We start from the raw sequence: 25,144 nt of genomic DNA on the forward strand, positions 1-25,144 counted from the left end.
GCTATGCTGAGGATCATCCTGCTTTGCCTATGTGCAATTCAACTCACAGGCTGCATCGCCGCCTATCCACGCGATGGCGTGCCTGTAGAACGCATGGCTGCCGCCGAAGTGAGCGGCTATCCCCGAGACATACGCGTCTGGGGCGATTCCGACGAAAGTTTCCCGCCCGATCGTCTCATCGCGTTCCGCGACGAGAGAATCAAGGCGGCAAAGGCCGACCCTTCCATCAAGCTGCGAGAGCTCGACGCGCTTACCATTTCGGGCGGCGGCAGCAGCGGTGCCTTCGGCGCTGGAATCCTGGCGGGCTGGACCAAGGCCGGCACCAGGCCCAGGTTCGACATCGTCACCGGCATCAGCACCGGATCGTTGATCGCGCCCTTCGCGTTCCTTGGCCCGGCCTATGACGATCGCCTGAAGCATGCCTTCACGACGATCAAGGACGCCAACATCTACACCGAGCACAGCTTCATCGGCGTGCTGTCGAGCGCCTCGATCACAAGCAACGCTCCCCTTGCCAAAATGCTCGACGAAGAAGTCACCGAGGACATGCTCGATCAGATCGCTCGGGAGTCCGGCAAGGGACGCAGGCTCTTCATCGGTACGACCAATCTTGATGCGGATCGGCCCGTGATCTGGGACATGGGCGCTATCGCGGCGAGCCGTCGCCCGGACCGGCTGAAGCTCTTCAAGCAAGTCATGCTGGCCTCGACCGCCATTCCAGGGGTATTCCCTCCCGTCGAGCTGCAAGTGACCGCCTCCGGCAAAACGTACCACGAAATGCACGTCGACGGCGGCACCAGCAACCAGGTCTTTCTAATGCCCGCCGGCTTGAGCATGCGTGAACTCGATCGGACGTTCCACGCCCGGGTCAAGGCGCGCCTCTATATCATCCGCAACGGCCGAACGACGCCGGTGCCGGGGATCGTGAAGGCCACACTGCCCGACATCGCGGAGAAGGCGGTCTCGTCCCTCATCAAGACGCAAGGGATCGGCGATCTCTACAGGCTTTACGCCATCGCCAGGCGCGACGGCATCGCCTACAACTTCATAGACGTTCCGGCCGACTTCACAGATGAGCCGAAAACCCCGTTCGAGAACAAGTTCATGCGGGCTCTGTTCGAAAAAGGCTATGAAATGGGCCGGGATGGCGTGCCATGGAAAAACGTGCCGCCTCGTTTTTCGAGATGAGCTGGTTCGAGCCGGTGGTCCCGCTGTACCCCGCTGGTCGTTCCGCTCGTTCCGGAAGGTCGGCCTGCACCTTGAGGCGCATTGCTGCCGCTTCGGCAATTTCCCTCAATGCCGCTTAAAATACTGCACCTCCTTCTCATGCTTCTCCGCCGCCTCGCGCGTGTCGAACGTGCCCAGGTTCCGCCGCTTGCCCGTCTTCTCATCCTTCTTGCGCGAATAAAGCCGGTATTTTCCGTCCTTGAGTTTCCTGATCATCGGTCTCTCCTCTTCGAAAAGACGAACGGCCCGGTCGTCGCCGGGCCTTCAGATTGTCAGTCGCGGTGCTCGGGCATCTTTTTCAGCTGGTCCTTGGTCCAGTTGGTCACGGCGTGGACATCGCCGTCCTCGTCGCGCATGAAATCGAGCTCGCTGGCGGCGACGGCGACCGGCTTGGCGCCGATGCCGAGGAAGCCGCCGACATCGATGACCACCTGGCTGCCGTGCAGATGGTCGACCGAGCCGATCTTCTCGTCGCGGGGCCCGTAGATGGTGGCGCCTTCGAGCGTGTCCGCGGTCAGTTCGGCCGGGCTCAGCCTGACGTGGTTCGTGTGGTCCATGACTTCAATCTCCTTGGTTGGGGGACAGGGTGAACCTCCGAGGCGGCCAAGGGTTCCGATGCAAGTGAAGGAGCTGTCGCCTATGTCGATGACGCCGTCCAGGCAGGCTTCGTCCGTCAGCCAGGCTGCCCGGCGGCACCGCGCTTTCATGGCCTGCTTCAGCAATTCGGGGAACCGTGCGCGGCGCCTGTCCGCCCGGAATTGCGTGAAAAGGCGTCAGGATCCGGCGCGCTTCTTCGCCTCGAGGCTGCGTGCGGCCTGTTCGATCGCGGCGCGGTCGCTGCCCAGGCGGTCGAGCAGTGCCTGCGCCTCGTCGCCCGATATGCCGGTGCGCATGGCGAGATCCTCCACCGCCAGCACGTCCGAGCTGGCGATCTCGCGGGTCTGAGGCAATGCGTCGTCGGCGGTCAGCGGCAGCGCGGCCTCCCTGTCGATCTCCATCTCGGCCTGGTGCCAGTGCCGCTCGTGGTCGCCATGCACGCCGCCTTCGCGCTGCCAGATCTGGTAGGCGCGCTCGCGGATCCTGTCGTTCCTGTCGTCGCTCATATCACTTCCTCCACCGTGTGGGGAATGAACGCCGCGCCGAGGCGAACGATCCAAAAAATCCGCGTGATCGGGAAGGCGCCGGCGCCTTTCATCGCCTTCGGACCCGCTACTCGCATTGCCGTCTCGGCCCGCCCGAATATGGCTGGTAGCTGTTGTCCTCCGGCCGGTAGGAGCGGTAGCGGCTGAAACAGCTATCGACATGGTCGGCGGAAGGCTCCGTCGCGGCGGCCGAACCGGTGCCGCCCGCCTCGACATAGCTGACTTCGGCCGAAGGCTGCGCGGACTGGTCGCCGGCATCGAGATAGGGCGAGCTGCAGGTGCGCTGCCGTCCGCTGTAGGACATGTAGCTGTTGTCGTCCGGATTGTACGAGCGGTAGTGGCTGGCGCACCATTGGACATGCGACGGCGGCAGCGCGGCCTGCCTTTCGGCCGCTGCCGGCGGAACCGCGCTTGTCACGGTCGGGTCGGGCGCCGGCTCTTTGGGGGCCAGGTCAGTCGGCGCGGGCTGGTCGGCCGGCACGCGTTCGAGATTTTGCGCCGCCTTGTCCACCGGCCGCGCGTTTCTTGTCCACAGCTCCGACACGCTGACGGTCGGCCTTGCCTCATGCGGGGCTTTGGCGGCAAGCAGCCAGGCGGCGAAGCCCAGCCCGCTGCCGAAAACGGCAAGAGTCAAGACGAAGCCGCAGACCAGTCCAAAAATCGCTTTCACGTCACCCTCCGTAAGCCCTCGCTCATAAAATGCGGAGCATCAAGGCTGGTTCCAGCAAAGTGCGTGCTGCAAACGCCGGCCAGCCCCCTCTTCCCGTCACTATACGGGGAGATGAGGCGTGGTCCGCGCAGCGGACGAAAGCCAACTGCTTGGCTTTTCGAGCAACGAACGCCGGCAGGCGGGTGAGGGGCAGCGCCGACTTCGGCAACTGGCAATCCGAAGCAACTATCCTGGCCCTTGATGACGTCGGGGCGCCAGCAATGCCGCCACCATGTCCTTGTCGCGCTGCCGCTGCCCTAGATAGAGGGCCAGCAGACAGTCCAGCGAAATCCTGCCGGCGCCGGCGGTGGCCAGCACGAACATGCCGCCTGATATCGCCAGGTCCTTTTCGAAATGCAGCAGCTCGTTCTGGCTGGCGAGGTTGGTGTGAAACAGCGTGGCCGTGGCCAGGCAGAACAGGCCGAGCCCGATGGCCCCCAGCCGCGTCAGCAGGCCGGATGCGATGGAGAGCCCTGCCCCCAGTTGCAGCGCGATGGTGGCAACGAACAGCGGCAGGCCGACGCCAAGCGCTGCCATCGCCTTGCCGGCGGCGTCGAAATGGGTGGCAAGCGTGGCGCCCTCATGCAGGAAGATGAGGGCAAGCAGCAGCCGGCCGGCGAGCAGGGCCGCGTCCCGCAGGTACAGCTTGGTGACGAGGCCGTGCAGCCTCGCGGCGGATTCGGTCGGTATCATGGTCAGCCTCCATTTTTGCTAAAGGGCCGGAGCCGGCGCGAGGGAGAGGATGCCGGCTCCGGCAATGGGCGCCAGCCACGAGCGCCCAAACTTTGTGGGGACTGGCGTCGGCGCCAAGGCCTCCTCATCCGGTCGCTTCGCGGCCGCCTTCTCCCCCACGTCCTTGGGCAGGGCAATCGCATATGGGCCAAGGCTTTCGCCCTACGAGTACCCCCACCCCTATCCCCTCCCGCAAGTGGTCCCGCGAGGGGAGAGAAAGGCCGCTGCTATTTCGTCACCTTGGTGTCGATGGCCTTCTGCAGGTCGGAAAGCTCGTCGCAGCCGGCGGGGCACAGTTTTTGCAGCGATGCCAGTTGCTCCCTGGCCTTGTCCATGTCGCCGGTTTCGACATAGAGCTCGCCCAGATATTCGCGGGCCGCCTTGTGGTCGGGCTTCAGCTCCAGCGCCTTGCCGTAGTAAGTCAGCGCCGTCTTGGTGTCGCCGGTCTTGCGCAGCGTGAAGCCGAGCAGATTGTAGACATCGGCCTGCTGGTTGTCCTGCGCGAGATCGCGCAGGTCGGCCAGCGCGCCCTTGTAGTCCTTGGCGTCGATCTTGGCCTTGACGGCGGTGAGGTCCGGCGCATCGGCGCCCTCTATGTCATCGACCGCATAGGCCGGCATGATCGTGGCGACGGGAACGACGGTCAGCACGGCAATGGCGCCGAGCAGGCCGAACAGGGCGTTTCTGCCCAAAAGAGACCGTTTCATTGTCTTTCTCGCTTTGATTGAGTGCTGGGGTTGCGAGACCGTTTCGAAATTCGCTCTGGCGCCGCCAGAGTAGGGTTTCCAAACGGTTTCAAATTTGAACCGGGGTGAAGCCATAGGCACCGCCGTCCTTGACGAAGACGCCGGTGCCCGGGAACGGGAAGTGCGAACCGCAGACGCGGATGTTGTCCGCGATCACCCGGTCGATGATCTTGTGACGCGTGGTGATGGCGGTCGGCCCATCCTGGTCGTAGCTGCCCTGCCACTCCGGATGCGGCGCGAGAAGCGCCGGCACATACATCGTGTCGGCCGAGACCATGAACTGCTCCTTGCCGGAATTGGCGAGGTACACCGAGTGGCCTGGCGTATGGCCGGGTGCCGCGATGATCTGGATGCCGGGCGCGACCTCGGCGCCATCCTCGACCAACTTCCAGTTCTTCCATTTGGGGAAGTTTTCGGCGATGCGCTTGCCCGCCGGCTTGCGGCCTTCCGGCAGTTTCGCCAGCCGGCTGGGGTCGGTCCACCAATTGTATTCGGTGGCGTTGACGATCAGCTCGGCATTGGGGAACACCGGCGCGTTGGTGCCCTTCTCCATCAGGCCCCAGACATGGTCGGGGTGGAAATGCGAGATCATGATGGTGTCGATCGCCTTGTAGTCGATGCCGGCGGCCGCCATGTTGGCCGGCAGATGCGTGGCATTGGTCTGCCACTGGCCGACGCCCGAGCCGGCATCCATCATGATCAGCCGGCCGCCCATCTTGAGCACCACGACGGTGAGCGGAATGGGCATGAAGTCGGTGGTCAGCCCCGCCTTGGCGAGCGCCGCCTTGGTGTCGTCGACCGAGACATTCTTGATGAAGGCCGGGTCGTGCGGCTTGCGCCAGATGCCGTCATAGACGGCGGTGACCTCGATGTCGCCGACCGTGTATTTGTAGAAGCCGACGCTGGGTTCCACCAACGTTTCGGCGGAGGCTGGGCGGGTGAATTCAAGCTTGCCGGCAAGGCCGAAGGCGGCAGCGGCGGCGGCGGACTGAAGCACTGTGCGGCGTGTCATGCTGAACATTGGGATCTCCTCAGGTGAGTGGTGGCTGTCACGGATGGAAATGGCGGAGGCCCCTGCCCTCCGCCGCTGATTGCGCGCCATGGGCGCCGCCGGCAAAGGCCGAACTCGAGGCAAGCAGCATCGCAGCCACGCTGAGAGCGAGCTTGGTCATTCGGTAAGTTCCTTGTCCCGTTTCCTCGACGCGGGTCGCTGAAATGGCCCCGCTGTAGGGAAGACCCGGCAAGACCGCGCTTTATTCCCGGCTGCGGCGAGATTTTTTTGGAAGGCTGGAATCTGGTGGCAGCGGCCATGCGGAGAGGGCGCCCAGACACAATCCAGAAACAATATTCAACAGTTCGGAAAAACTGGCGAAAAGATCGGATGGCATAACCATCCCTCAGCGACCGGAAATTGGCCGCCGCGCGGGCGAACGGGGTTTGGTACGGGGCAATGCAACGAGGTTCGAACGGAAGGATGGGGGTGCTGTTCGGCATGTCGCGCGCCGCCGGCAGCGCCGAGGCGATATGCTCCTTGCCCTGCTCCCGAACATGTGAAGACAGAGCGCCGAATATGTGATATCGGGCCGGCCAAAGAGGGGTGCGACTCGGCGGTCATCGATCGCCGGTCGGAATTCCAGGCTCTTCCATGATGGAAGCGCCAGTCATTCCACCTCCATCAACAACGGTCAAATTGCAGCGGCGGCACAGCCGAATGCCTGTCGGCGCGGCGGCATGAGCGAGATGTGCCTGTTCGGTCAGGACGAGAAAGTTTTGGAAATGGATCACGGTGTCGATGTCGCCGAACTGGACAGGGAGAGATCGGGCGGAGACCCCGAAGGGGCTCGCCTGGACAGCGTCGATGCACTTGTAAGGATTGCCTCCGGTTCCGGCACGGATAAACGCGCCCAGATTTTGACGGGCGCCGATTTCGCCCGGCAGGGTCAGCCCGGTGAGCGGCTCGATGCGGTCTTCGAACAGCTCGCCGCGACGTTCTCCACCTTGCCGGCGGTGATCTCCGGGGGGCGTGTCTGGACCTACGAAGAAATGGACAAGCGCGCCAACCAGTTCGCGCGCCTGCTGATCGAACGCGGCGTGCGGCCCGGTCACCGGGTTGGGCTTATCCTCGACCGGTCGGCGGAAACCTATGTCGCCCTGCTCGGCGTGATGAAGGCGGGCGCGGCCTTCGTGCCGCTGGCCACCGCCTTTCCCGAAGAGCGCATGTCGCTCATCATCGAGGACGCCAGCGTGGGGCTGACCGTCACCATCGCCGCCTACGCGTCGCGGGCCGAACTTCTGCCCGTCCCCTATGTGCTGATCGACAGCGCCGCAGCCGAGATTGCCGCACGGTCCGACGCACCGCTGCCACCGCCTGCGGCGGCGTCATCCGATGACACCTGCTACATTCTGTACACGTCGGGCACCACCGGCCGGCCCAAGGGCGTGGTCATCAAGCACCAGAGCTTCGTCAACTTCATACGGGTGGCCGCCGCTTCCTACGGATACCAGCCGGGCGACCGCGTCTACCAGGGCATGACCATCGCCTTCGACTTTTCGGCCGAGGAGATCTGGGTGCCGTTCGCCGCCGGCGCGACCGTTGTGCCGGCGCCGGGCCAGCTGCCGCTGGTAGGCGAGGAGCTCGCGGATTTCCTGAGCCATCATGACATCACCTGCATGGCCTGCAGCCCGACGCTGCTGTCGTCCATGACCAGCGACGTGCCCAGCCTGCGCACGCTGCTGGTCGGCGGCGAGGCCTGCCCGCACAATCTGGTGGTGCGCTGGTCGAAGCCGGGACGGCAGATCCTCAACACCTATGGCCCGACCGAGGCGACCGTCACGGCGACGATGGGCGCGCTGACGCCGGACAGCCCGGTGACCATCGGCGCGCCGCTGCCCACCTATTCGATCGTCATCCTCGACCCGTCCCTGCCGCAACTCGCCGAGCCCGGCGAACTGGGCGAGATCGGCATCGCCGGCATCGGGCTCGCTGTCGGCTATCTCAACAGGCAGGACCTGACGGAGCAGAAGTTCATCGCCGATTTCGTCGGCCTGCCGAACAATCCGTCGAAACGCATCTACCGCACCGGCGACCTTGGCCGGATCAACGACAATGGCGAGATCGAGTATAACGGGCGCATCGACACCCAGGTGAAGATCCGGGGCTATCGCATTGAACTTGGTGAGATAGAGGCGGTGCTGCTGGATCAGCCGGAGATCGCGCAGGCCGCCGTCACCACCTGGGAGATCGAGCCCGGCCGCGTCGAGCTCGTTGCCTATTACGCGCCCAAGGCCGGCCAGCCGCCGCTGTCGCGCGCCGACATTGCCCAGACGATGAAGCGGCGCCTGCCGGACTACATGGTGCCCTCCTATCTGGAGGAACTGCCGGCGATCCCCATGACGGTCTCCAACAAGGTCGACCTGCGCCAGCTGCCGAAGCCGACAAGCGTGCGGCTTTCGGCCGGCCGCACCATGGTGGCGCCCGGCAATGACGACGAGCGCTTCCTGGCCGATGCGCTGTGCGCCGTGCTGAAATTCGACGACGTGTCCGTCGAGGACAATTTCTTCGACGATCTCGGCGCCAACTCGCTGCTCATGGCCCATTTCTGCGCGCGCGTGCGCACCAGGAAGGAATGGGCCACGACCTCCATGCGCGACATCTATCTCTACCCGACGGTGGCGCGCCTGGCCAAGCACCTGCGCGTGCCGGAAGAGATGACGACGGCCACCAACGAGCCCGTCCTCACCCGCCAGGCATCGAATTTCGCCTACTGGACCTGTGGAATGGCGCAGCTGCTGTTTTACGGGGTCTACAGCTATCTAGCGCTCTGGGCGGTCAATCACGGGCTCAACTGGGTCTATGACGCGCTCGACGACCCGGTCCAGCTCTATCTGCGCTGCGTGGCGCTTTCAGCCGGTGTGTTCTTCGGCATATCGGGCTTCGCCGTCGCCGCCAAATGGCTGCTGGTCGGCCGCTGGAAGGCCGAGGCGTTCCCGATCTGGGGCCTGCGCTATTATCGCTTCTGGGTGGTCAAGACGTTGATCCGCTCGGCGCCGGTCGTCCTGTTCCGCGGCAGCCCGCTCTACAGTCTCTATCTGCAGCTGCTGGGAACCAGGATCGGCAAGAACGCGGTCATCGAATCCCGCTCCGTGCCGGTCTGCACCGATCTGATCTCCATCGGCGCCCGGACCATCCTGCGCAAGGAATCGATGATCCTCGGCTACCGCGCCCAGTCCGGCTACATCCACACCGGGCCGCTGACCATCGGCCGCGATGCCTTCGTCGGCGTCGGCTGCACGATCGACATCGACACCTCGATCGGCGACGGCGGCCAGCTCGGCCATTCTTCCTCGCTGCAGCGCGGGCAAAGCATTCCCGACGGCGAGCACTGGCATGGGTCGCCGGCCGTGCCGACCACGGCGGACTATTGCAAGATGCGCAACGTCAACCCGTCCAACATCCGCCGCTTCCTCTTCGAGGCGGCGCATCTGGTCGGCCTGTTTGCCATCGTCACCCCCCTGCCGCTGCTGTTCCACAGCTACTGGGAAAATGTCGGCGACGACTATCAGGAGACGATCGGCGTGGTCGCGATCGGCACCACGGTCACGCTCTTCGGCTACATCGCCGCGGCCTTCCTCGCCGCGACGCTGATACCGCGCCTGACGAACCTGATCCTGAAGCCAGGCCGCACCTACACGCTTTACGGTTTCCGCTACTGGCTGCAGACCGTAGCCGAATTCACCAGCAATTCCCGCGTGCTCGGGCTGTTGTTCGGCGACAGCTCGGCGATCGTGCACTACATGCGCGCCATCGGCTGGAAGCTGAACAAGGTGGTGCAGACCGGCTCCAACTTCGGCTCCAACCAGCAGCACGAAAACCCGCTTCTGTGCGAGATCGGCACCCAGACCATGGTGTCGGACGGGCTGTTCATGATCAACATGCACAAATCCGCCACCGCCTTCAGGCTGGAGCCGACGAAGATCGGCGAACGCAACTATCTCGGCAACAACATCTACTATCCGCCGGATGGACGCACGGGCGACAACTGCCTGCTCGGCACCAAGGTGATGATTCCGGTCGACGGGCCGTTGCGCGAGAATGTCGGGCTCCTGGGCTCGCCTCCCTTCGAAATCCCCCGCATGGTGAACCGCGACAAGGAGCTTATCGCCGGCATCGACGAGGAAGACCGGCGTCAGCGCATCCCGCACAAGAACCTGCACAATCTGGTGACCGTGCTGCTGTTCGTGGCGGCCCAGTGGGTCATGCTGTTCGCCACGCTGGCGATCTGGGATCGCGCCCTGAACTACTATACCGAATGGGCCGAGGTCGCCCTCTTCGTCGCCGTGCTGTTGACGTCCGCGATCACCATTCCGTTCTACATACTGGTCGAACGGGCCAGCCTCGGCTTCGGCAGGCTGAAGCCGCGGATGACGACGATCTACGACGTCACGTTCTGGCGCCATGAACGCCACTGGAAGCTTGCGGATTCGCCGATCGTGCGCCTGTTCAGCGGCACGCCTTTCCGGCCGATGATCCTGCGCCTGCTGGGCGTCAAGGTGGGCAAGCGCGTCTATGACGGCGGCGCCAACCTGACCGAACGCTCCCTGGTGGAGATCGGCGACGACGTCACCCTCAACGAGGGCTGCGTCATCCAGGCCCACTCGCTGGAAGAAGGTGCGTTCAAGTCCGACTATATCCGCATCGGCAAGGGCTGCACGCTCGGACCGTCCGCCTTTGTCCATTACGGCGTCGTGATGGGCGAAGGCTCGGTGGCCGATGTCGATGCCTTCGTGATGAAGGGCGAGGAGCTGGAGCCCTACTCCATCTGGCGCGGCAACCCGGCCAAGCTGCACCGGTTCGTCGAACCGGTCACGGACGGTGGCGCCAAGGCCTCCGCTTGAGGCCCGGCATGGCTGTCCGACGGGCGGATCTCGATACCCCGGGAACCGGGCCGTGACGGACTGGTCGGCCAGGACCGTGGATATCCGTCTCGCGCCCGTGACCAAGGCCAACCGGGCCCTGGTCGCGTCGCTGGAACTGGCCCCGGACCAGGTGGATTTTGTCGCGAGCAACGCGGAGTCGCTGAAGGAGGCGAGATCCGACCGGGATGCAAGGCCCCGCGTCGTGATGGCCGGCGACCGTGTCGTCGGCTTCCTGATGTACGAGGCGCCCGACGATGACGACGAGGCGCGCATCTACCGCTTCATGATCGACCGCGCCTGGCAGGGCAGAGGCTACGGCAAGGCCGCGTTGCGCCAGGTGCTGGACGAGATCGCCGGGCTCGGCCATATCAGCCACGTTTCGATTTGCTACGAACCGGAGAACGAAGCGGCGCGCCGGCTCTATCGCGCCGCCGGTTTCGTCGAGGAAGGTCTCGACGAGGACGGCGAAATGATCGCCGACCTCGTCCTGCCGGCGGACGGTCGTTGACGCGGCCGCCCTCCGCCGAAGGCGCGCTGCTCGAGGCCATGGCGGCAATCGCGCCCGGGGATATCCGAACCGGATGCCGGTTGATACGCGAGGCTGACGAAACCCATCTGATGCCCGAGGAAGCGCGTTCCATCCCCGCGCGCCAGCCGGCCATGCGGCGCGCCAGCGGAGCGGCGCGCTTGGTCGCGCACAGGCTGCTGGCCGATATCGGCATCCGCGACGTCGCCATCTTGCGCGCGCCGTCGGGCGCTCCGGTCTGGCCGCGCGGCATAACGGGTTCGCTCGCCCATGACGACGAGATGGCCGTGGCGGCGGTCGCACCTGTTGGCCGCATCCGCTCGCTGGGCATCGACGTCGAGCCCGCCCAACCCCTGCCGGACGACATTTTCGAAATTGTCTCGACAAATGCCGATCAAATCGGCACTACCGACCGGCAGCTTGCCGGCCGCATCCTCTTCTGCGCCAAGGAGGCGGTCTACAAGGCGGCCTATCCGCTCGATCGCCAGATCCTCGGCTATGAGGATATCGCCGTGGACCTCGGCACGGGCCGCGCGATGACGAGGACGGGCCGCAAGGTCAGCCTCGCCTACTGCGCCGCCCCGCGCGTGGTGGTTTTGGCCTTTGTTGACGACACGAACTAGGCGGTGAACTCATTAATGCGAAATGACCGAACTTGGTGGAAAGCAGTCATTCCCGCGATGCGGTTGGCCCCAGAGTAGGAAAGCGAAGCGGGGTTGCCGGATCAAGTCCAACCTCGGCAACTCGTAGCGGTATAACAGAATCGTCTGAATGAACGCGACCGGGCCAATTTCCCCATTTCACTTCCGCCATAAACCTGCGGCCGCGACATTGGACCTCAATCAAATCACCGACCACGGGAGCCGGTCCAGCAAATCGGTTTTCATCTTCGCGAAGCTCACGCTCCGTGACTACTTCGCCATCCTTTAGCGCAATACGCTTCACCCAATAGGCCATTGCGACGTTATAGTTCCCGCGTGTGAGATGGTCCAGCGAGGTTCAAACCGATGACCGCTTGCTCAGTTCCGCACTGGTTATGCGATAGTGAGTCTACATCCTAGGCGCCGTGCTCGTCGTCCCCTGCGCCGACGATCTCCCGATAATCTCTCACCGCGCCATCCAGCCCGCGTATCCGCCAGCTGTCCCCGTCGCGTCTTTCGAGGTGACACGGCCCGAGCGGCACCTTGCCGCCGCCTTCGGGCAGGTCGAGCACATAGACCGGATTGCAGATGCCGGACAGCCGCGCCCTCAGCGCTTCCACCAGCGCCTGGCCTTCGGCGATCGTGGTGCGCCTGTGCGCCATGCCACGCGCCAGGTCGCCATGGTGCAGATAATAGGGCTTGACGCCGAGCCGGTACATCAGCTCGCGGCAAAGCTCCTCCAGCACCTCGACATTGTCGTTGACGCCCTTCAACAGGACGCTCTGGTTAAGCAGCACGAAGCCCGCCTGCCGCAGCGTCCGGCAGGCCGCCTCGGCAGCGTCCGTGATCTCCCGCGCGTGGTTGAAATGGGTGACGACGGTAACCATCAGCCGGCCCTGCAGCGCTTCCACCAGCCCGGATGTGATGCGCGAAGGCAAAGCTACCGGCACACGCGTGTGGATGCGCAGCAGCCGCACATGGGCAATGGCCTCGATGCGGGCACGGATCTCGGCCAGCGCCTTGTCCGGCAGCGACAGCGGATCGCCGCCGGTCAGGATCACCTCGCGGATCTCGGGATGAGCTGCGATATAGGCCAGTGCTGGCTCCAGCGCCTCGCGCGTATAGCCACGGCCGATTGAGGTCAGCGATTCCTTACGGAAGCAGAACCGGCAATAGACCGCGCATTGATAGGTCGGGAACAACAGCACCCGGTCGGCATGGCGATGCGTCAGCCTGGGCACCGGGCTGAACTCATGATCGGCGATCGGGTCGCCAAGCTCGCCCTCCGCCTCCTCCAACTCCCCGGGCGACGGGATGACCTGAGCGCGGATCGGATCGGCGGGGTCGTTCCAGTCGATCAGGTCGAGATAGGCTTTCGGCGCGCGCACCTTGTGGCGGCTGGCGGCTTCCCGCGCGGCTTCGCGCTCGGCGGGCGACAGCGGCAGGGAGGCCAGGTCGCGCACATGGCGCACCCCCTCGCGGACATCGTCCTGCCAGGTGGTGTCGGCGGGGGCGGTAAGGGTTGCGGTCATCCAAAGCTCCTTGTACTCGGGCCGCTGAATACAGCATTGGAGGCAAGGGCTGAAGGTTCTTGGTGGCGAAGCGGCCAGAAAGCTTGGGTTCCTCGCCCCCATGAAATGGGGGAGAGGTGGCTCGGCGAAGCCGAGACGGAGCGGGGGCAGCGCCGGCCTCGCGCATTATGTCTAGAGGTTCCATTTGCAAAGCCGGAGCTTTACGCCCCTCTCCGGCCGCTTCGCGGCCACCTCTCCCCCGCCTTCGGCAGGGGCGAGGAACCCAAGGCATGCGGCGCCGCGCCTAGCCACCTGTTCCGCTCGTCGCCGCCAACGCCACGAAGGCGCTTTCAATCGTCTCGAACGTCAGCTCCGGATAAAGCGCGCCCGCTTCCGGGCTAGCCGTTTCCAGCGCGGTCTCGCCACGGATCCAGAACGCCCGCAGCAATCCGAGGCCGGGGACTGCCGCGATCATCCTCTCCAGCTCTTCGGCGCTCTGCCGCACGATGCGCGGCGAACGGCCGCTCACGCGCCGCCACAGATCGATCATCGCGCTTTGCGTGATCCTGTTCTGCGCGATGCGGATTTCACGGCGGACAGCACCGGGATCCTCCAGCGCGCGCATAGTGACGGCGGCGATGTCCTTTTCGCTGACGAATGTCGCCGGCACATTGCCGTCGCGATAGAGCGTCACCTCGTCCGGCGGCAGGGGCGTCGAACCGAAGCGCGTCAGGTCGCCCAGCGTCGCCACCCAGGTCGAGAAGAACCCGTTGGTGTAGATCACCGTATAGGGCAGATCGGCCTCCCTGATCGCATCGAAGACGGCTCTCTTGAGGTCGAGCGGTTCGATCGAGCCCGGCGCGGCGGCGGCAAAGTCGAGGCCGAAGCCGGCGGAAGGCACATAGCGGGAAACGCCGACATCCTTGACGGCGCGCACCAGCATCATCTCGCTGGCCGAACCGACATGCACGGAGCTGATGACGCGATCGACCTTGCCGACGGCGCGCACCAGGCTGTCATAATCGTCGAGATCGCCGACATGGACCGTGGCGCCGAGCTCCTTCAGCGGGCGTATGCGCTGTTCATTGCCCACGGTTGCCGGTCGGACCAGCACATGGACGCTGTCGCCATCGCGTGCACTGGCCTTGGCCATCTCGCTGCCGAGCAGCCCGGTGGCGCCGATGATAAGGGTGCTGGTCATATCCGCCTCCCATTGCCAAGGATTGAACCATCCCAGTCGCGCTCCAGGCCGATGTCATGCAGCCGGCGGTCGGAAAGCCGGGAAATCTGGTGCAGCGTGCGGCGGCGCTCGAATGTTGCGGCACTGCGCCTGGCAAGGCCGCTCATCGCCGCGCCGATGGGTCCAAGGGTCAAGGTCATTGTCCGTCTCCTGTTTCACTGTGCGCAAGCGCGCCGGTGCCGCCGCGAGGGCGAGCATGACGATTGCTCACACTGTGATTGGTCATTTCAGCGCATCCGGTGTTCCGAAGGCCGATCTGGATGCGCGCTACACCTGGATATTGGGTGTTTTCGGGCTGGACGACAAACGACTCTTTGTGCAGGATTTGTGAGCAACGCTCACAGGTCGAGATCATGCCGCGCCGACTGCCGCCTCTAACCGCCCTGCCCGCCTTCGACGCTGCCGCCAGGCATTTGAGTTTTTCCAAGGCGGCGGAAGAGCTCAACCTCACCCATGGCGCGGTCAGCCGCGCCGTCCGCAACATAGAAGACAGGCTGGGCATCCAACTTTTCGATCGCGAGACAAGGTCCGTACGCCTGACAACCGTGGGCGCTGCCTATGCGGTGGAAGTCGGCAAGGCGCTCGACCAGATCGCCGCCGCGACCATCGCCGCCACGCCCGACCGTTCGACGCGCATCCTGAACGTCAGCACGTCGGACGGCTTCGCCGGCCGCTGGCTGGTACCGAGGCTGCACCGCTTCCACCGGGCCAACGCCGACATCGACGTGCGGCTCTCCACCTCCGGTGTGCTCGCCGATTTCGTCAGCGACGGCATCGACATCGCCATCCGTTACGGCCGTGGCGGCTATCCCGGTGTGACGGCGGAGTTTCTCGCCGACGAGGAGGTCTTCCCCGTCTGCAGCCCGGAAGTCCTGCAAGGCGAACATCCGTTGCGCCAGCCTGGGGATTTGCGGCATCACAAGCTGATCCACGATGCCTTTCGCATCGACTGGGCGACATGGCTGCAGCAGGCCGGCGTCGAGGACATCGACCCCAAGCGCGGCGTGCGCTTCGATTCCGCCACCTTCGCGGTGGAGGCCGCCGTGCATGGCGAAGGCGTGCTGCTCGGCCGCAGCGCGCTCGTCTCGGCCGACCTTGCGGCCGGACGACTGGTGCGGCCGTTCAACCTCGCGCTGAAATCCGCCGCCCGCTACTACGTCGTCTATCCCGACGGCGCGCTGCGCCAGAAGAAGGTCCGGGCGTTCCGCGACTGGCTGTTCGCCGAGATCGCGGCAGACTGGGCCGGTGCGACAAGCAGTTGAGTGGCTAATGGCCGCACGCGCCTATTCCCAGGCGCCACGCTATCGCTTCGAGAAGGACCTTGCGGACGGCATGCTGGTCGAGGTGCTGGCCGATTACCCGCCCTCGCCGACGCCGCTGTCGGCGCTCTACCCGCAGAACCGGCAGCTCTCCCCGCGCTTGCGCGTGTTCCTCGACTGGGCGGCGCGCATCTTCGCCGAGGCGAACTTGTAAGAGGCCCCGCAATCCGGCCCCTGCCCGCCGCGCTCGGGCGGCCAGGCGCTGCGCAGCGTGCCTCCTCTGCCGCGGCTTCGACCGACCCGACATCGAGGCATCGCAAATGCAGCGGTCTTCATCACTATGAAGGGGGACGCGAGCCGGCGGCCGTGAGATGATGTCTGGCAAGGCAAACACACGCTTGCCCGAAATCCAGGCCGCAAAAGGCGGACCTGTCCAGGTCTGGTCGCCATGAGCGGATTGATGCTCCCGACACTTGAGAGGCCTTTCCCGTTCGGCCGCGGCATCGCCGAACACAGCCGCCGCCGTCACCGCCTGCGAAAGATGTTCCGAGACGGAAATCGGAGGCTGCGATGAAGCGCCTCTGTCTCATGCTTGGCTGTCTTCTGCTGGGTCTCTTGCCGGCCGGCAGCACTCTGGCGGCTGGCGCGGTCTTCTTCGGCGATGATGAGTCCTATGGTTGGTGCTCCGGCTACACAAGCAGGGAAGCCGCGCGTAAATGCGCGCTCGAGCAATGCAAGGGAGCAGAAGGCGTCAATTGCCAGCTGGCTTTGGAATGCCAGGGCGGATGGGGGGCGGTCGCCACAGGCGACAATGGCGGCTATGGCATAGCCTGTGAGGCCTCCATGGAGGTCAACGCACGCATTCAGGCCCAACTGGCATGCACCTTCGCGGTGAAAGGCTTGTGCCACACGCAAACCACCTTCTCCGAGCGCAATCAGTCCATCAGCCAGGAGGATAACGCGCTGTTTGACCGCACGATTTTCGCGCAGGTCCTGCTGCTCAAACTGGGTTACTACAAGGGCCGGATCGACGCCCACGCGGGATCGGATACAAAGAGCGCGTTGAAGTCGTTTCAAAGCCAGGCAGGCTTGCCGGTTACCAGCGAACCTGACGAGAAAACGCTCGACCAGCTGACGGCCAAGCTCGGTGGCGCCGGCGCGCTCGTGGCAGCCATCCTGGAGGGGAATCGCGATGTCGACACTTCGGACTGGCACATAAAAACGGCAGCGCCGCGCGCCGAGGCCGTGCAGCCATCGACGTCGCAGAACATACCGACCTCCCCGCTCGACGCATTCGGCGTGAACGAGGAGGCCCTGAACGGTGCCCTGTCGGAAGGCATCGGCAACATCAATGGCCAGACGGGCAATAATTTCAGTTTCCAGGGAACTTTCACCTGCGGCCGCCTGGCGGGCGACAGCAAGATCAGGTGCACGGCGACGGTGACCGATCCGGCCAGCCCGGAAGCGGATATCGTCGATCTCTACCATGTCGATGGATCGGACGTATTCGCGCAAATGGAGGCGATGGCCGACAAGAGGTCGCGCGAGGAAGGCGGCGCCGACCATCTCGACAGGAAGTCGCAGGCGACGTTCACCACCAAGAACGGAGAAAAACGGGTGGTCGATTTCGGTTGCGTGCAACACTTCGGAGATCGCGTCTCGCACGGCATCTGCTATATCGAAGTCACGAAGAGCATCGGCTTGATGACGACCGTGGCGCCGCCGTCGCCAAATCGCGATCCGGGCGGCGTGAAAACCACGGACGAAGGAACAGCCGAAATGCAAAGAGCGTTCGACCTGTTGGGAGGAATGTCGCTCGCCCTGCTCGACGTTACGTTGAAGAAGTAGGGATCCGTCTTAGCCCCACCGACGCCCTCGACAAGAAGATGGGGGCAGGTGTCGATCGTTGCCCATCGGCGCCATCTGATGCCATTGTCGCCGCGACAGCGCGCCATGCGATGGAGCGCCGCCAGGGGAAGATTGCCATGACCAGGATTGAAACCGGCTTGCCGCGCTATGAGGACGCCGTTCAGCGCTTTCGCATCGAGGACGAAATCGCCACGCTCGATGCCTCTTTCAGCCTCGGTGCTATGTTACCGCGGTGACCCTGCCCGCTTTATTGAGGCGACAACTGACTTGCGCTTGCCGAACTTCGATGCCGCCCTGTCTTGCATAGTCTATTCGCACCTTGATCGGCGCCGTGAGTACACCTCCATGGTGGTGCAAGGCACCCGCGCTGACGGCATTGACGCGCACGGCGCCAAGCGGCTTCGCGGCGGACATGATCGCCGCGCGGCAGGCTCGCGCGATCGCGGTTGGCCTGCCGGGTTTCGCTGTAACGGGCTCCAGTGATCGAAGAAGGTATCCCGGGGTGGGGTCGCCCTCGCCGGCTTTGGAAGGCCTGAGGATGGGCGGCAGGAAATTCGATTGCCTGGCGGCCTTGGCGGAGGCAGTGGCTGTCGTGGCCGCGGCCGGCTTGGCAGCGGCCGGCTTGCCGGGAACGGTCGCCGAACCGTTTTCGGCGGGCGGGGCGTTGCCGAGGCCGATACCTTTCGAAAGGCTCCCCCTTGTGTTGCCAACCTTTCCGCTGGCACCAACGCCCGCGGCGGGTGACCCGTTACCGACGCCGACCGACGCGCCGACATTTGCTCCGCCTGCACCGCCCACCTTCGTGCCCATCCCCACGGATCCGCCTTGCGAACCGACGCTCGCTCCGGCGCCGACCCCAAGGCCGCCAACCTTACCGCCTACACCTGCATCGAGAGCCGAGGCGGGGCCAATTGCGATACCGATCGCCAACGCGGCGGCGAAGTACTCTTTCATCATCATCCTCCCCTGCGGGATGCATTTCGCTCGCTTGCCTTTCACTGCGCCGGTGGTCGGGTTGGGAGCAATGCAATGGGAAGAGCAGTGGTTGCCAGCAACACAGTTTGCGGCGGCTTTGGACCCTTCACTTTCTGTTTTTTCGGCAAACCCGGGTTACGGGCTGCGCCCGAACGCGATGATGAACTTGCCAGTGCATTCGTACGTGCCTTGGGCGCGCGCTCAACGGCCGCGCTCCGACGCTTATCCCTCGCGACGTCGATTTCCTCACGCGCGGCACTGAGGCTGCGGGCTAAGCCGTTGGCCCTTTCACGCTCTTGCTCCAGCGCCGCACTCAATTCCATCGAGTTCTGCTTCAGGGCATCGCGTTCCTTGCGGGCACTCTCAAGGTCACGGATGGCTGCATCTGCTCGTTCACGTTCCAGTTTGAGTGCTTGTCCCGCTTGGTTTGAAGCGGCGTCGGCCACCTGCCGGGCCTTCACGGCCTTGGCCCGCTCCTGCGCGGCCAGATTTGCGGCTGCCTTGAGGGCATCGATCGTTTGGCGAGCCGCGGTGAGTTCTTGTTCCAGGAGCTCTGCCTTGTGGCGCTCGTCATCAAGCGCTCGCGTCGCGGCGGCCTGCGAGGCTTCGCTTGCGGGCTGTGCTTCAGCCATGGCGCCTTTCCCGCTGTCCCAGTGACTGGCTTCCGCCCTGAAGTTTTCGATGACACGCTGAGCCGTCTCCAGATTGAGCGTGAGCGCTTCGTCCGTTTGCCGCTGCTCTTTCAGGACCTGCGCTTGCCTGGCCAGTTCGGCTCGTGCCGCGGCCAATTCGCGGCGCAAGGCCCCCTCATCCTCGCCGGGCGGCACCTTGTCCGGTTCTTTCGCGATATCGGTGTGGTCCACGACCGGCGAGTGGCCATTGGCTGCGGCAACCGCTGACGTTTCGGGCGCCAGTTGACTGTTGGCCGGGGACGCCAACAGCAGAATGAGGATTGAAGGAACGAGGGACAGCATGGCGTTGCCCCTTCCAGACGTCCCATGACTTGAAATCAAAGGCCGTCTTTTGATAAAGGTGAAGCCGCTGCTTGGAGATTTCGATCTGGTATCCGGCAAATCAATCATCACTTGATCCCACCTGTCGCGACCCTCACCGCGATTCTATTCTCCACTTGGTTCGAGCTGGGGCGCTCTATGCCGCCCCGCCCGCACGCTACCTCCTGATCCCTTGCTTGTTGTCATTCGAACGAACGAAGAGCGTTTCGCCGTCCCATCATTGCGATCGCGCGACAGACCTGCCTAGGGAGCGGGTGCCCGTGTCGCTTGGCCACCGCAACCTTGACTGCATGGACCCGACAGTCTCTTGTTCGAACGGAATCCGCCGACAAGAGAGGTGCCACCATGGAGAAGATCATCCTGGACTGCGACCCCGGGCATGATGACGCCATCGCCATCCTGCTGGCGGCGGGCAATCCGAAGATCGATCTCCTCGGCATCACGACGGTTTCGGGCAACCACAATGTCGAGAACACCACGCGCAACGCGCTTTCCGTGTGCACCGCCTATGGCATCAAGGTGCCGGTGGCGAAGGGCTCCCCCGGCCCTTTGATCATCGATCAGGTGCTGGCGGTCGAGATCCACGGCGATACCGGGCTCGATGGCCCGGTGCTGCCGCCTGCCTCGTTCGAGCTCGACAAGCGGCATGCCGTCGACTTCATCATCGACACGGTCATGGCGCATGAGCCGAAGACGATCACGCTTGTCCCGGTCGGTCCCTACACCAACATCGCCTTAGCCGTCCGCAAGGACCCGCGCATCGTCGAGCGGGTGAAGCGGGTGGTCGCGATGGGCGGAAGCTACACGCGCGGCAACATCACGCCCGCGGCGGAGTTCAACGTCTATGGCGACCCGGAGGCCGCCGACGTGGTGTTCCGCGCCGGTTGGGATGTCACCATGGTGGGGCTCGACCTCACGCACCAGGCGCTGGCCACCCCGGAGCTGCAGGACAGGGTGCGCGCCGTCGGCGGTCCGATCGCCAGGTTCATCCTCGACATCTGGGAGTTCATTGCGACCACGCATGGCGCCCTGCTGCAAATCGAGTATCCCGCCGTCCATGACGCATGCTGCGTCGCCGCCATGATCGACGGAAGCGTCTTCACCACCGAGAAGGCCGATATCCGCGTCGAAATTGCCGGACGGTGGACCAAGGGCATGACGATCTGCAATTTCGAGAAGATGGGTGGCATGCACCATTTCGGCGGCACGGCAAGCGAGCAGGTCGACTTCCGCCATACCGTGGCGATGAAGCTCGACCATGCGAAGTTTTGTGATCTGATCGTCGATGCGCTCGAGCGGCTCACCAGCCAGAAGGAGGCGTAATTCAAGCGCTGTCCGAACGAACAAGACGCGGCTGGTTGTGAACCGGGGCAGCCCAGCGGAACTGCAGACTTGGCTTGGTCCCGTCCGAGCGACCGCTTCAGGCGATGCATCTCTCATGCGCGCGGCTATGGGCGCGGACGTCGAGACGTGGCTGGCTTGCCACTGCGGTCATGGCTCAGGGAAGATGCGCCTGAGCGCGGCTGTCGGCGTCCTAAGGATTGGCAGCTGGCGGTTTGATCTTCGTCAGGCGGGCCCTGGCTTGGGCCACATATTGCTGCGCAGACCTGATCCGGCTGCACAGCGCGATATTGATGCCGACACCACAGTCTTCATCCATCAATTCCTTGGCCCGAGACAGGGCCAGCTCAGCCCGTTTGACTCGCTGCCTTGCCCGCGCCAGTTCCAGGTTCATAAGTTCTATCATTGTTCCGCATCCGTTGCGGTCCCTTCGATCGTTAACCTCTCCCCGATGCTTTTGTTCCAGCCGTTTGTCAGCTCGGCAGCGCCGCCACGTTGCCCGGCTCCGTCGAGATCGCGGAGCCAGGCAAGTTGACGTCAGATCAGTAACCGCCGTTTTCGATCACGACGTGATGATGGTGATGGCGGTGGGATATGGACGTTGTCACGACGACATTGTCGTGCCGATGATGCCGGCGGCCGTGATCGTAGAATGCGATCTGGCCATGGTGGCGGTGATGCAGGCGCTGGCCGTCCTCATTGATGACCACATTGGCGCGATGATGATGGTGATGTCTGTTGATGACGACGGTGTCTTGCGCCGAAGCCACAGCAGGCGCGGCCAAGCACAGCGCCAAAGTGCCCAAGATCATGATTTTCATTTTGAATTCTCCAAAAAACTAAGATGCCCTTCACCCGATAAACACCGCCCAAACGCTTTTGTTCCGGTTTGACTGAGAGATGTCGGTGAGAGGCCTTGTCCGCCGGTCTCGCGGCACAATAGGTGGTCCGCTTCATCTATTTGACTGATGCGTTACCTTATCCTGAGGGCCATATTGAAGATGATCCTACCGGATCACTGAGTAATCCCGCAGCCAGTCCCTTGCGGATTGCTCCAAGGGCCCCGCTTGACTCCCGGTCGGCGGGGCTTTTCCATGCGTTCCACTTAAGCGCTAAAATGAGTGGCAGGCGCTCAGCGCAGGATCCTCTCTGCAATAGCGAGCTATCCGTTGGGCTCTCCGCCAGCGTGACTGACTGCCGCCGCTGCTGGACTTGTTTTTCTTGCCGATGGCGCCGATCGTCCTCCCGGCCGGATATGCTCGGCCCACCCACCAAAATGGCAAGGCGGCCTATGTCCTTTCAAAGCGCGTCGCCTCGAAACCGATTGAGGCGACGCGCTTTGGGGTCTTGTTTTATACCTGTCGTTCTCTCAAGACCGAGGTCACTTTTGCGCGACATGCATCAGGTCAAAATGAGAACGATCTTGAGTGAATCCGGATCGACGATCACGATCCGCCCGTCGGCGAGCACGAAATATTCGTAGGATTCGTAGGCCGGCACGATCTTGACGATGCGAGCAGGCAAGCGGTGCAATCTGATCTTGTGCCGCGGAATTTCCACGCCCACGGAAACGTCGAAATCGACATTGGCTACGGGCTGGACCTTCGTCTCCTTGATCACCTGCGTGATCTGGGTTTTCTGTTCAACCGTCACATTGTTGATCGAGGCAGTCGAAGTCTTGTCCTGGGTGGAGGCTTTGCCCTGCGCCTGCTGATCGGTCTGGACGTTGGCCTTGCCCTGGGCCTGCTGGTCCGTGCTGGTGCCGGTCTTGCCCTGGGCCTGCTGATCGGTCTGGACCTTGGCCTTGCCCTGGGCCTGCTGGTCCGTGCTGGTGCCGGCCTTGCCCTGCGCCTGCTGGTCGGTCTGGACCTTGGCCTTGCCCTGGGCCTGCTGGTCCGTACTGGTGCCGGCCTTGCCCTGCGCCTGCTGATCGGTCTGGGCCTTCGCCTTGCCCTGGGCCTGCTTGTCCGTTTTGGTAGTGGACTTGTCCTGGGCCTGGCCGTTCATCTTCGAGCCGGGCTTACAGTTAGCCGTTCCGGAGGTGCAGTTCGTGTCCGCCCCTGATTGGTTGTCGGCCGGCTGCTGCGTCTGGGCCATTGCCGTGCCACAGCCGAGTCCGATCGCGAGCATGCTGGTGATGAGAACATGTTTCATAGGTAAATCTCCTTTGAAAGGTTCGCCCTTCAATGGGTAAAACTTCTCCAAAAAGGGATGGTTCCCCGGGTCAGGAGGCGATACCAAAGCGACCGGCGCGATCATGGCGAAACGATCCTGCCGTTCGTGCGATTTGCAGGGGCTTGTTCTGGCGGGACCTCACAAGCATGATCTGGAGGGCGAAAGGTCCATATCTTTCAGACGATCGGGCCGTGTGGAACGCTGTCCGACATCAAGCCTGCCATCAAGCCGGATGAAATTCCTGGCGAGATAGAATATTGAAACCTGTGAGGCTCGGCCCGAAACGAAAGCTGGGGATACGCCGTGACATCAAGCAGGCCAGTTCTGATCACCGGCGCGGCCGGTTTCATAGGTTTCCATCTCAGTCAGAGGCTGCTTGCCGAAGGCCGGCAGGTTGTCGGCCTCGATTCCATGAATGCGTATTATGACGTCACCCTGAAACAGGCCCGGCTCGACCGGTTGAAAGCATTCCCGAATTTTCGTTTCGAGCATGTCGATCTCACCGAGCGAGACCGTATTTCGGCGCTGTTTCAGTCAACCGCGCCGGAGATCGTCGTCAATCTCGCGGCGCAGGCCGGCGTGCGCTATTCGCTGACCAATCCGCACGCCTATGCGGAAAGCAATCTCAGCGGCTTCCTCAACATCCTGGAAGCATGCCGGCACACCTCGGTCGGCCATCTGGTCTATGCATCGTCGAGCTCGATCTACGGCGGCAGCACGCGCATGCCGTTCTCCGTGCACGATCCGGCCGATCATCCGTTCAGCCTCTACGCGGCAAGCAAGAAGGCAAACGAGCTGATGGCGCACACCTACAGCCACCTGTTCGCGCTGCCGGCGACAGGCCTGCGCTTCTTCACCGTCTATGGCCCGTGGGGACGGCCCGACATGGCCCTTTTCATCTTCGCCAAGGCCATCCTGGCCGGTGAGCCGATCGACGTCTTCAACCATGGCAACATGCAGCGGGACTTCACCTATATCGACGACATTGTCGAAGGCATTGTCCGCGTGATGCGGCAGCCCGCGACGGCCAATCCGGAATGGACAAGTGCCGCGCCGGATCCAGCGACCAGCAACGCGCCGTTCAGGATTCACAACATCGGCGGCAATACGCCCGTTCAGTTGAGCCGGTTGATCGATGTGCTGGAAGACGCACTCGGGCGCAAAGCCATTCGCAACCTGATGCCGATTCAGCCGGGCGACGTTCCGGCAACGTTCGCCGATGTCAGTTCGCTCGAGGAGGCGACCGGTTTCAAGCCGAATATCCCGATCGAGATCGGGGTTCCGCGTTTCGTGGACTGGTATCGCGAATTCTATCGGGTATGAAAGCGCTCCCAGTTCGCTCGCAACGGTGAAGCCGCTCTCTCGCCTTCGCCGAGGTTGCTTCGGATTCGCATGAGACTCCTGCTCCGGCATCCCCTGTTTGCCGATCCGGTTCGGGCACGATCGCACGGGAACAACGCGGGAAAGCCCTCGTTGATGGACCGGCACGTTTGCTTTGGGATGCTCCCGATGAAGCTCCAGGATGAAGCCCGTCACAAATCCGAAGATGTGAGCAACTCCGTCCTTGCGGAAGTCGTGCTGGCTTTGCAGCGACGCATCGAGGTGAACCACCAGTTCGATATCCCTTATCTTGCCGGTTACAGCAAGGACGGGCGAACCGTCTATATCGATCGCCACTTGCCGCGAACCATGGCTTGGCAAGGTCAGTCAGTAAAGCTTGCGCCCTTTTTGGTCACACATGAAATCGTCGAGAAATCCCTCCTTGACCAATTGCGGCTTCACTATCTGCATGCCCATCAGATAGCACTGCGGACCGAGCGGGATGCCGTGCGCGCGGCCGGTGTCTCATGGCGAGCCTACCAAGCCTTGATGAAGCGCAACGAGAAGTCGATTGACGAGGAAAAGGTGCGAGCTGTCCCTCGCGACCTCGATTTGACGCCCTACCGGGACTTGGAGGATTTCCCCGTACTGGATCGGCTGGTCAATGCCGCCGGATGAGCGGAACACGGCATCCCGGGACGAACACCGGCCGCCGCGGAGCAGGCGAGCTTGGCTCCTCAACGATGAGTGCCGTTATCTCACGATAAGCACCAGGCGATTGGTCGTTCTGCCGAGGGCCAAC

Annotated in this window: 26 protein-coding genes and 1 pseudogene; 12 read left to right on the forward strand and 15 right to left on the reverse strand. The window is 63.5% G+C overall.

The genetic code is table 11. From position 1 onward, the window contains the following. Window positions 1-3: 3 nt before the first annotated feature. Window positions 4-1,188: a patatin-like phospholipase family protein gene (locus FJ548_RS10240; protein ID WP_140612082.1), complete on the forward strand. Its 1,185-nt coding sequence runs from the start codon at window positions 4-6 to the stop codon at window positions 1,186-1,188. 105 nt (window positions 1,189-1,293) lie between these two features. Here FJ548_RS10240 and FJ548_RS10245 read toward each other — a convergent pair whose 3' ends face one another. The 8 genes from FJ548_RS10245 to FJ548_RS30705 all read right to left on the reverse strand — a co-directional run bounded on the left by FJ548_RS10245 (window position 1,294) and on the right by FJ548_RS30705 (window position 5,728). Further along, complete coding sequence (locus FJ548_RS10245; RefSeq protein WP_010910556.1) at window positions 1,294-1,443, reverse strand: hypothetical protein; 150 nt, start codon at window positions 1,441-1,443, stop codon at window positions 1,294-1,296. 56 nt (window positions 1,444-1,499) lie between these two features. Beyond that, entirely contained in the window at window positions 1,500-1,784 is a 285-nt protein-coding gene (locus tag FJ548_RS10250; RefSeq protein ID WP_140777799.1) for a PRC-barrel domain containing protein, read from the reverse strand. Window positions 1,785-2,000: 216 nt separating this feature from the next. Next, window positions 2,001-2,330, reverse strand: coding sequence for a DUF2934 domain-containing protein (locus FJ548_RS10255; protein ID WP_140777800.1), 330 nt, complete (start codon window positions 2,328-2,330; stop codon window positions 2,001-2,003). A 106-nt stretch (window positions 2,331-2,436) separates the two neighbouring features. Continuing rightward, window positions 2,437-3,039, reverse strand: coding sequence for a BA14K family protein (locus FJ548_RS10260; protein ID WP_140777801.1), 603 nt, complete (start codon window positions 3,037-3,039; stop codon window positions 2,437-2,439). 225 nt (window positions 3,040-3,264) lie between these two features. Further along, window positions 3,265-3,771 carry a DoxX family protein gene (locus FJ548_RS10265; protein ID WP_140777802.1) on the reverse strand — a complete coding sequence of 169 codons (507 nt, stop codon included), beginning with the start codon at window positions 3,769-3,771 and terminating at the stop codon, window positions 3,265-3,267. Between the two features lie 266 nt (window positions 3,772-4,037). Beyond that, window positions 4,038-4,517, reverse strand: coding sequence for a tetratricopeptide repeat protein (locus tag FJ548_RS10270; RefSeq protein WP_140777803.1), 480 nt, complete (start codon window positions 4,515-4,517; stop codon window positions 4,038-4,040). An 88-nt stretch (window positions 4,518-4,605) separates the two neighbouring features. Next, a complete protein-coding gene (locus FJ548_RS10275) occupies window positions 4,606-5,577 on the reverse strand; it encodes an MBL fold metallo-hydrolase (protein WP_140777804.1) in 972 nt (323 codons plus the stop codon). A gap of 28 nt (window positions 5,578-5,605) precedes the next feature. Beyond that, the gene (locus FJ548_RS30705) at window positions 5,606-5,728 is read right to left on the reverse strand and encodes a hypothetical protein (protein ID WP_281407062.1); all 123 of its coding nucleotides are present in this window, start codon (window positions 5,726-5,728) and stop codon (window positions 5,606-5,608) included. 604 nt (window positions 5,729-6,332) lie between these two features. Between FJ548_RS30705 and FJ548_RS10280 the strand changes: the two genes are divergently transcribed. Genes FJ548_RS10280 through FJ548_RS10290 form a run of 3 tightly spaced genes read left to right on the forward strand, consistent with a single transcriptional unit; the run spans window position 6,333 to window position 11,621 of the window. Next, window positions 6,333-10,451 (forward strand): Pls/PosA family non-ribosomal peptide synthetase, encoded by a 4,119-nt coding sequence (locus tag FJ548_RS10280; protein ID WP_181168757.1) that lies wholly within the window; start codon window positions 6,333-6,335, stop codon window positions 10,449-10,451. A gap of 52 nt (window positions 10,452-10,503) precedes the next feature. Beyond that, window positions 10,504-10,980 (forward strand): GNAT family N-acetyltransferase, encoded by a 477-nt coding sequence (locus tag FJ548_RS10285; RefSeq protein WP_140777805.1) that lies wholly within the window; start codon window positions 10,504-10,506, stop codon window positions 10,978-10,980. Then, complete coding sequence (locus tag FJ548_RS10290) at window positions 10,977-11,621, forward strand: 4'-phosphopantetheinyl transferase superfamily protein (RefSeq protein ID WP_140777806.1); 645 nt, start codon at window positions 10,977-10,979, stop codon at window positions 11,619-11,621. The genes FJ548_RS10285 and FJ548_RS10290 overlap by 4 nt, the downstream gene beginning before the upstream one ends. Before the next feature lie 434 nt (window positions 11,622-12,055). Here the strand turns inward: FJ548_RS10290 and FJ548_RS10295 are convergent, their stop codons facing one another. The 3 genes from FJ548_RS10295 to FJ548_RS10305 form a co-directional block, all read right to left on the reverse strand. Further along, the gene (locus FJ548_RS10295) at window positions 12,056-13,171 is read right to left on the reverse strand and encodes a KamA family radical SAM protein (RefSeq protein WP_140777807.1); all 1,116 of its coding nucleotides are present in this window, start codon (window positions 13,169-13,171) and stop codon (window positions 12,056-12,058) included. 283 nt (window positions 13,172-13,454) lie between these two features. Continuing rightward, entirely contained in the window at window positions 13,455-14,351 is an 897-nt protein-coding gene (locus FJ548_RS10300) for an NmrA family NAD(P)-binding protein (RefSeq protein WP_140777808.1), read from the reverse strand. Continuing rightward, window positions 14,348-14,530 (reverse strand): DUF1127 domain-containing protein, encoded by a 183-nt coding sequence (locus FJ548_RS10305; RefSeq protein ID WP_140777809.1) that lies wholly within the window; start codon window positions 14,528-14,530, stop codon window positions 14,348-14,350. The genes FJ548_RS10300 and FJ548_RS10305 overlap by 4 nt, the downstream gene beginning before the upstream one ends. Window positions 14,531-14,586: 56 nt before the next feature. Between FJ548_RS10305 and FJ548_RS30710 the strand changes: the two genes are divergently transcribed. The 4 genes and pseudogenes from FJ548_RS30710 (at window position 14,587) to FJ548_RS10320 (ending at window position 17,497) form a co-directional block, all read left to right on the forward strand. Continuing rightward, a complete protein-coding gene (locus FJ548_RS30710) occupies window positions 14,587-14,721 on the forward strand; it encodes a hypothetical protein (protein ID WP_281407063.1) in 135 nt (44 codons plus the stop codon). Between the two features lie 22 nt (window positions 14,722-14,743). After that, the gene (locus FJ548_RS10310; protein ID WP_140777810.1) at window positions 14,744-15,652 is read left to right on the forward strand and encodes a transcriptional regulator GcvA; all 909 of its coding nucleotides are present in this window, start codon (window positions 14,744-14,746) and stop codon (window positions 15,650-15,652) included. Continuing rightward, window positions 15,588-15,863, forward strand: a pseudogene (locus tag FJ548_RS10315) (LysR substrate-binding domain-containing protein); the annotation flags it as partial. The gene FJ548_RS10310 and the pseudogene FJ548_RS10315, both read left to right, overlap by 65 nt. A 401-nt stretch (window positions 15,864-16,264) precedes the next feature. After that, window positions 16,265-17,497, forward strand: a complete 1,233-nt coding sequence (locus tag FJ548_RS10320; RefSeq protein WP_181168750.1) for a peptidoglycan-binding protein — start codon at window positions 16,265-16,267, stop codon at window positions 17,495-17,497. Window positions 17,498-17,737: 240 nt separating this feature from the next. Here the strand turns inward: FJ548_RS10320 and FJ548_RS10325 are convergent, their stop codons facing one another. Beyond that, a complete protein-coding gene (locus FJ548_RS10325) occupies window positions 17,738-18,472 on the reverse strand; it encodes a hypothetical protein (protein WP_140777834.1) in 735 nt (244 codons plus the stop codon). Window positions 18,473-18,513: 41 nt separating this feature from the next. Beyond that, complete coding sequence (locus tag FJ548_RS10330) at window positions 18,514-19,575, reverse strand: hypothetical protein (protein WP_140777812.1); 1,062 nt, start codon at window positions 19,573-19,575, stop codon at window positions 18,514-18,516. A 276-nt stretch (window positions 19,576-19,851) separates the two neighbouring features. On the opposite strand from FJ548_RS10330, the gene FJ548_RS10335 reads away from it, so the two are divergent. Continuing rightward, window positions 19,852-20,829: a nucleoside hydrolase gene (locus FJ548_RS10335; RefSeq protein WP_140777813.1), complete on the forward strand. Its 978-nt coding sequence runs from the start codon at window positions 19,852-19,854 to the stop codon at window positions 20,827-20,829. Window positions 20,830-21,040: 211 nt separating this feature from the next. On the opposite strand, the gene FJ548_RS10340 is transcribed toward FJ548_RS10335, so the two are convergent. Then, complete coding sequence (locus FJ548_RS10340) at window positions 21,041-21,241, reverse strand: hypothetical protein (RefSeq protein ID WP_226890652.1); 201 nt, start codon at window positions 21,239-21,241, stop codon at window positions 21,041-21,043. A gap of 175 nt (window positions 21,242-21,416) precedes the next feature. Between FJ548_RS10340 and FJ548_RS30815 the strand changes: the two genes are divergently transcribed. Next, window positions 21,417-21,740 (forward strand): hypothetical protein, encoded by a 324-nt coding sequence (locus tag FJ548_RS30815; RefSeq protein WP_181168751.1) that lies wholly within the window; start codon window positions 21,417-21,419, stop codon window positions 21,738-21,740. Window positions 21,741-22,248: 508 nt separating this feature from the next. Here FJ548_RS30815 and FJ548_RS10350 read toward each other — a convergent pair. Next, complete coding sequence (locus FJ548_RS10350) at window positions 22,249-23,001, reverse strand: DUF1236 domain-containing protein (RefSeq protein ID WP_140777814.1); 753 nt, start codon at window positions 22,999-23,001, stop codon at window positions 22,249-22,251. A gap of 324 nt (window positions 23,002-23,325) precedes the next feature. On the opposite strand from FJ548_RS10350, the gene FJ548_RS10355 reads away from it, so the two are divergent. Both FJ548_RS10355 and FJ548_RS10360 read left to right on the forward strand, forming a co-directional pair. Next, on the forward strand, window positions 23,326-24,345 hold the full coding sequence (locus tag FJ548_RS10355; protein ID WP_140777815.1) for an NAD-dependent epimerase: 1,020 nt from the start codon (window positions 23,326-23,328) through the stop codon (window positions 24,343-24,345). Between the two features lie 186 nt (window positions 24,346-24,531). Beyond that, the gene (locus FJ548_RS10360; RefSeq protein WP_140777816.1) at window positions 24,532-25,020 is read left to right on the forward strand and encodes a hypothetical protein; all 489 of its coding nucleotides are present in this window, start codon (window positions 24,532-24,534) and stop codon (window positions 25,018-25,020) included. Window positions 25,021-25,144: the final 124 nt, after the last annotated feature.

It is taken from the genome of Mesorhizobium sp. B2-4-17 (assembly GCF_006441275.1).
Taxonomy (GTDB): domain Bacteria; phylum Pseudomonadota; class Alphaproteobacteria; order Rhizobiales; family Rhizobiaceae; genus Mesorhizobium.

Excerpts from the sequence above, each read along its gene's own strand:
- FJ548_RS10245 (WP_010910556.1), bottom strand. The coding sequence starts at position 1,443 with ATGATCAGGAAACTCAAGGACGGAAAATACCGGCTTTATTCGCGCAAG.
- FJ548_RS10335 (WP_140777813.1), top strand. The coding sequence starts at position 19,852 with ATGGAGAAGATCATCCTGGACTGCGACCCCGGGCATGATGACGCCATC.
- FJ548_RS10330 (WP_140777812.1), bottom strand. The coding sequence starts at position 19,575 with ATGATTGATTTGCCGGATACCAGATCGAAATCTCCAAGCAGCGGCTTC.
- FJ548_RS10270 (WP_140777803.1), bottom strand. The coding sequence starts at position 4,517 with ATGAAACGGTCTCTTTTGGGCAGAAACGCCCTGTTCGGCCTGCTCGGC.
- FJ548_RS10310 (WP_140777810.1), top strand. The coding sequence starts at position 14,744 with ATGCCGCGCCGACTGCCGCCTCTAACCGCCCTGCCCGCCTTCGACGCT.
- FJ548_RS10240 (WP_140612082.1), top strand. The coding sequence starts at position 4 with ATGCTGAGGATCATCCTGCTTTGCCTATGTGCAATTCAACTCACAGGC.
- FJ548_RS10280 (WP_181168757.1), top strand. The coding sequence starts at position 6,333 with ATGGATCACGGTGTCGATGTCGCCGAACTGGACAGGGAGAGATCGGGC.
- FJ548_RS10300 (WP_140777808.1), bottom strand. The coding sequence starts at position 14,351 with ATGACCAGCACCCTTATCATCGGCGCCACCGGGCTGCTCGGCAGCGAG.
- FJ548_RS10305 (WP_140777809.1), bottom strand. The coding sequence starts at position 14,530 with ATGACCTTGACCCTTGGACCCATCGGCGCGGCGATGAGCGGCCTTGCC.
- FJ548_RS10275 (WP_140777804.1), bottom strand. The coding sequence starts at position 5,577 with ATGTTCAGCATGACACGCCGCACAGTGCTTCAGTCCGCCGCCGCCGCT.
- FJ548_RS10350 (WP_140777814.1), bottom strand. The coding sequence starts at position 23,001 with ATGAAACATGTTCTCATCACCAGCATGCTCGCGATCGGACTCGGCTGT.
- FJ548_RS10265 (WP_140777802.1), bottom strand. The coding sequence starts at position 3,771 with ATGATACCGACCGAATCCGCCGCGAGGCTGCACGGCCTCGTCACCAAG.
- FJ548_RS10325 (WP_140777834.1), bottom strand. The coding sequence starts at position 18,472 with ATGAAAGAGTACTTCGCCGCCGCGTTGGCGATCGGTATCGCAATTGGC.
- FJ548_RS30705 (WP_281407062.1), bottom strand. The coding sequence starts at position 5,728 with ATGACCAAGCTCGCTCTCAGCGTGGCTGCGATGCTGCTTGCCTCGAGT.
- FJ548_RS10360 (WP_140777816.1), top strand. The coding sequence starts at position 24,532 with ATGAAGCTCCAGGATGAAGCCCGTCACAAATCCGAAGATGTGAGCAAC.
- FJ548_RS10340 (WP_226890652.1), bottom strand. The coding sequence starts at position 21,241 with ATGAACCTGGAACTGGCGCGGGCAAGGCAGCGAGTCAAACGGGCTGAG.
- FJ548_RS10295 (WP_140777807.1), bottom strand. The coding sequence starts at position 13,171 with ATGACCGCAACCCTTACCGCCCCCGCCGACACCACCTGGCAGGACGAT.
- FJ548_RS30710 (WP_281407063.1), top strand. The coding sequence starts at position 14,587 with ATGACGATTGCTCACACTGTGATTGGTCATTTCAGCGCATCCGGTGTT.
- FJ548_RS10255 (WP_140777800.1), bottom strand. The coding sequence starts at position 2,330 with ATGAGCGACGACAGGAACGACAGGATCCGCGAGCGCGCCTACCAGATC.
- FJ548_RS10250 (WP_140777799.1), bottom strand. The coding sequence starts at position 1,784 with ATGGACCACACGAACCACGTCAGGCTGAGCCCGGCCGAACTGACCGCG.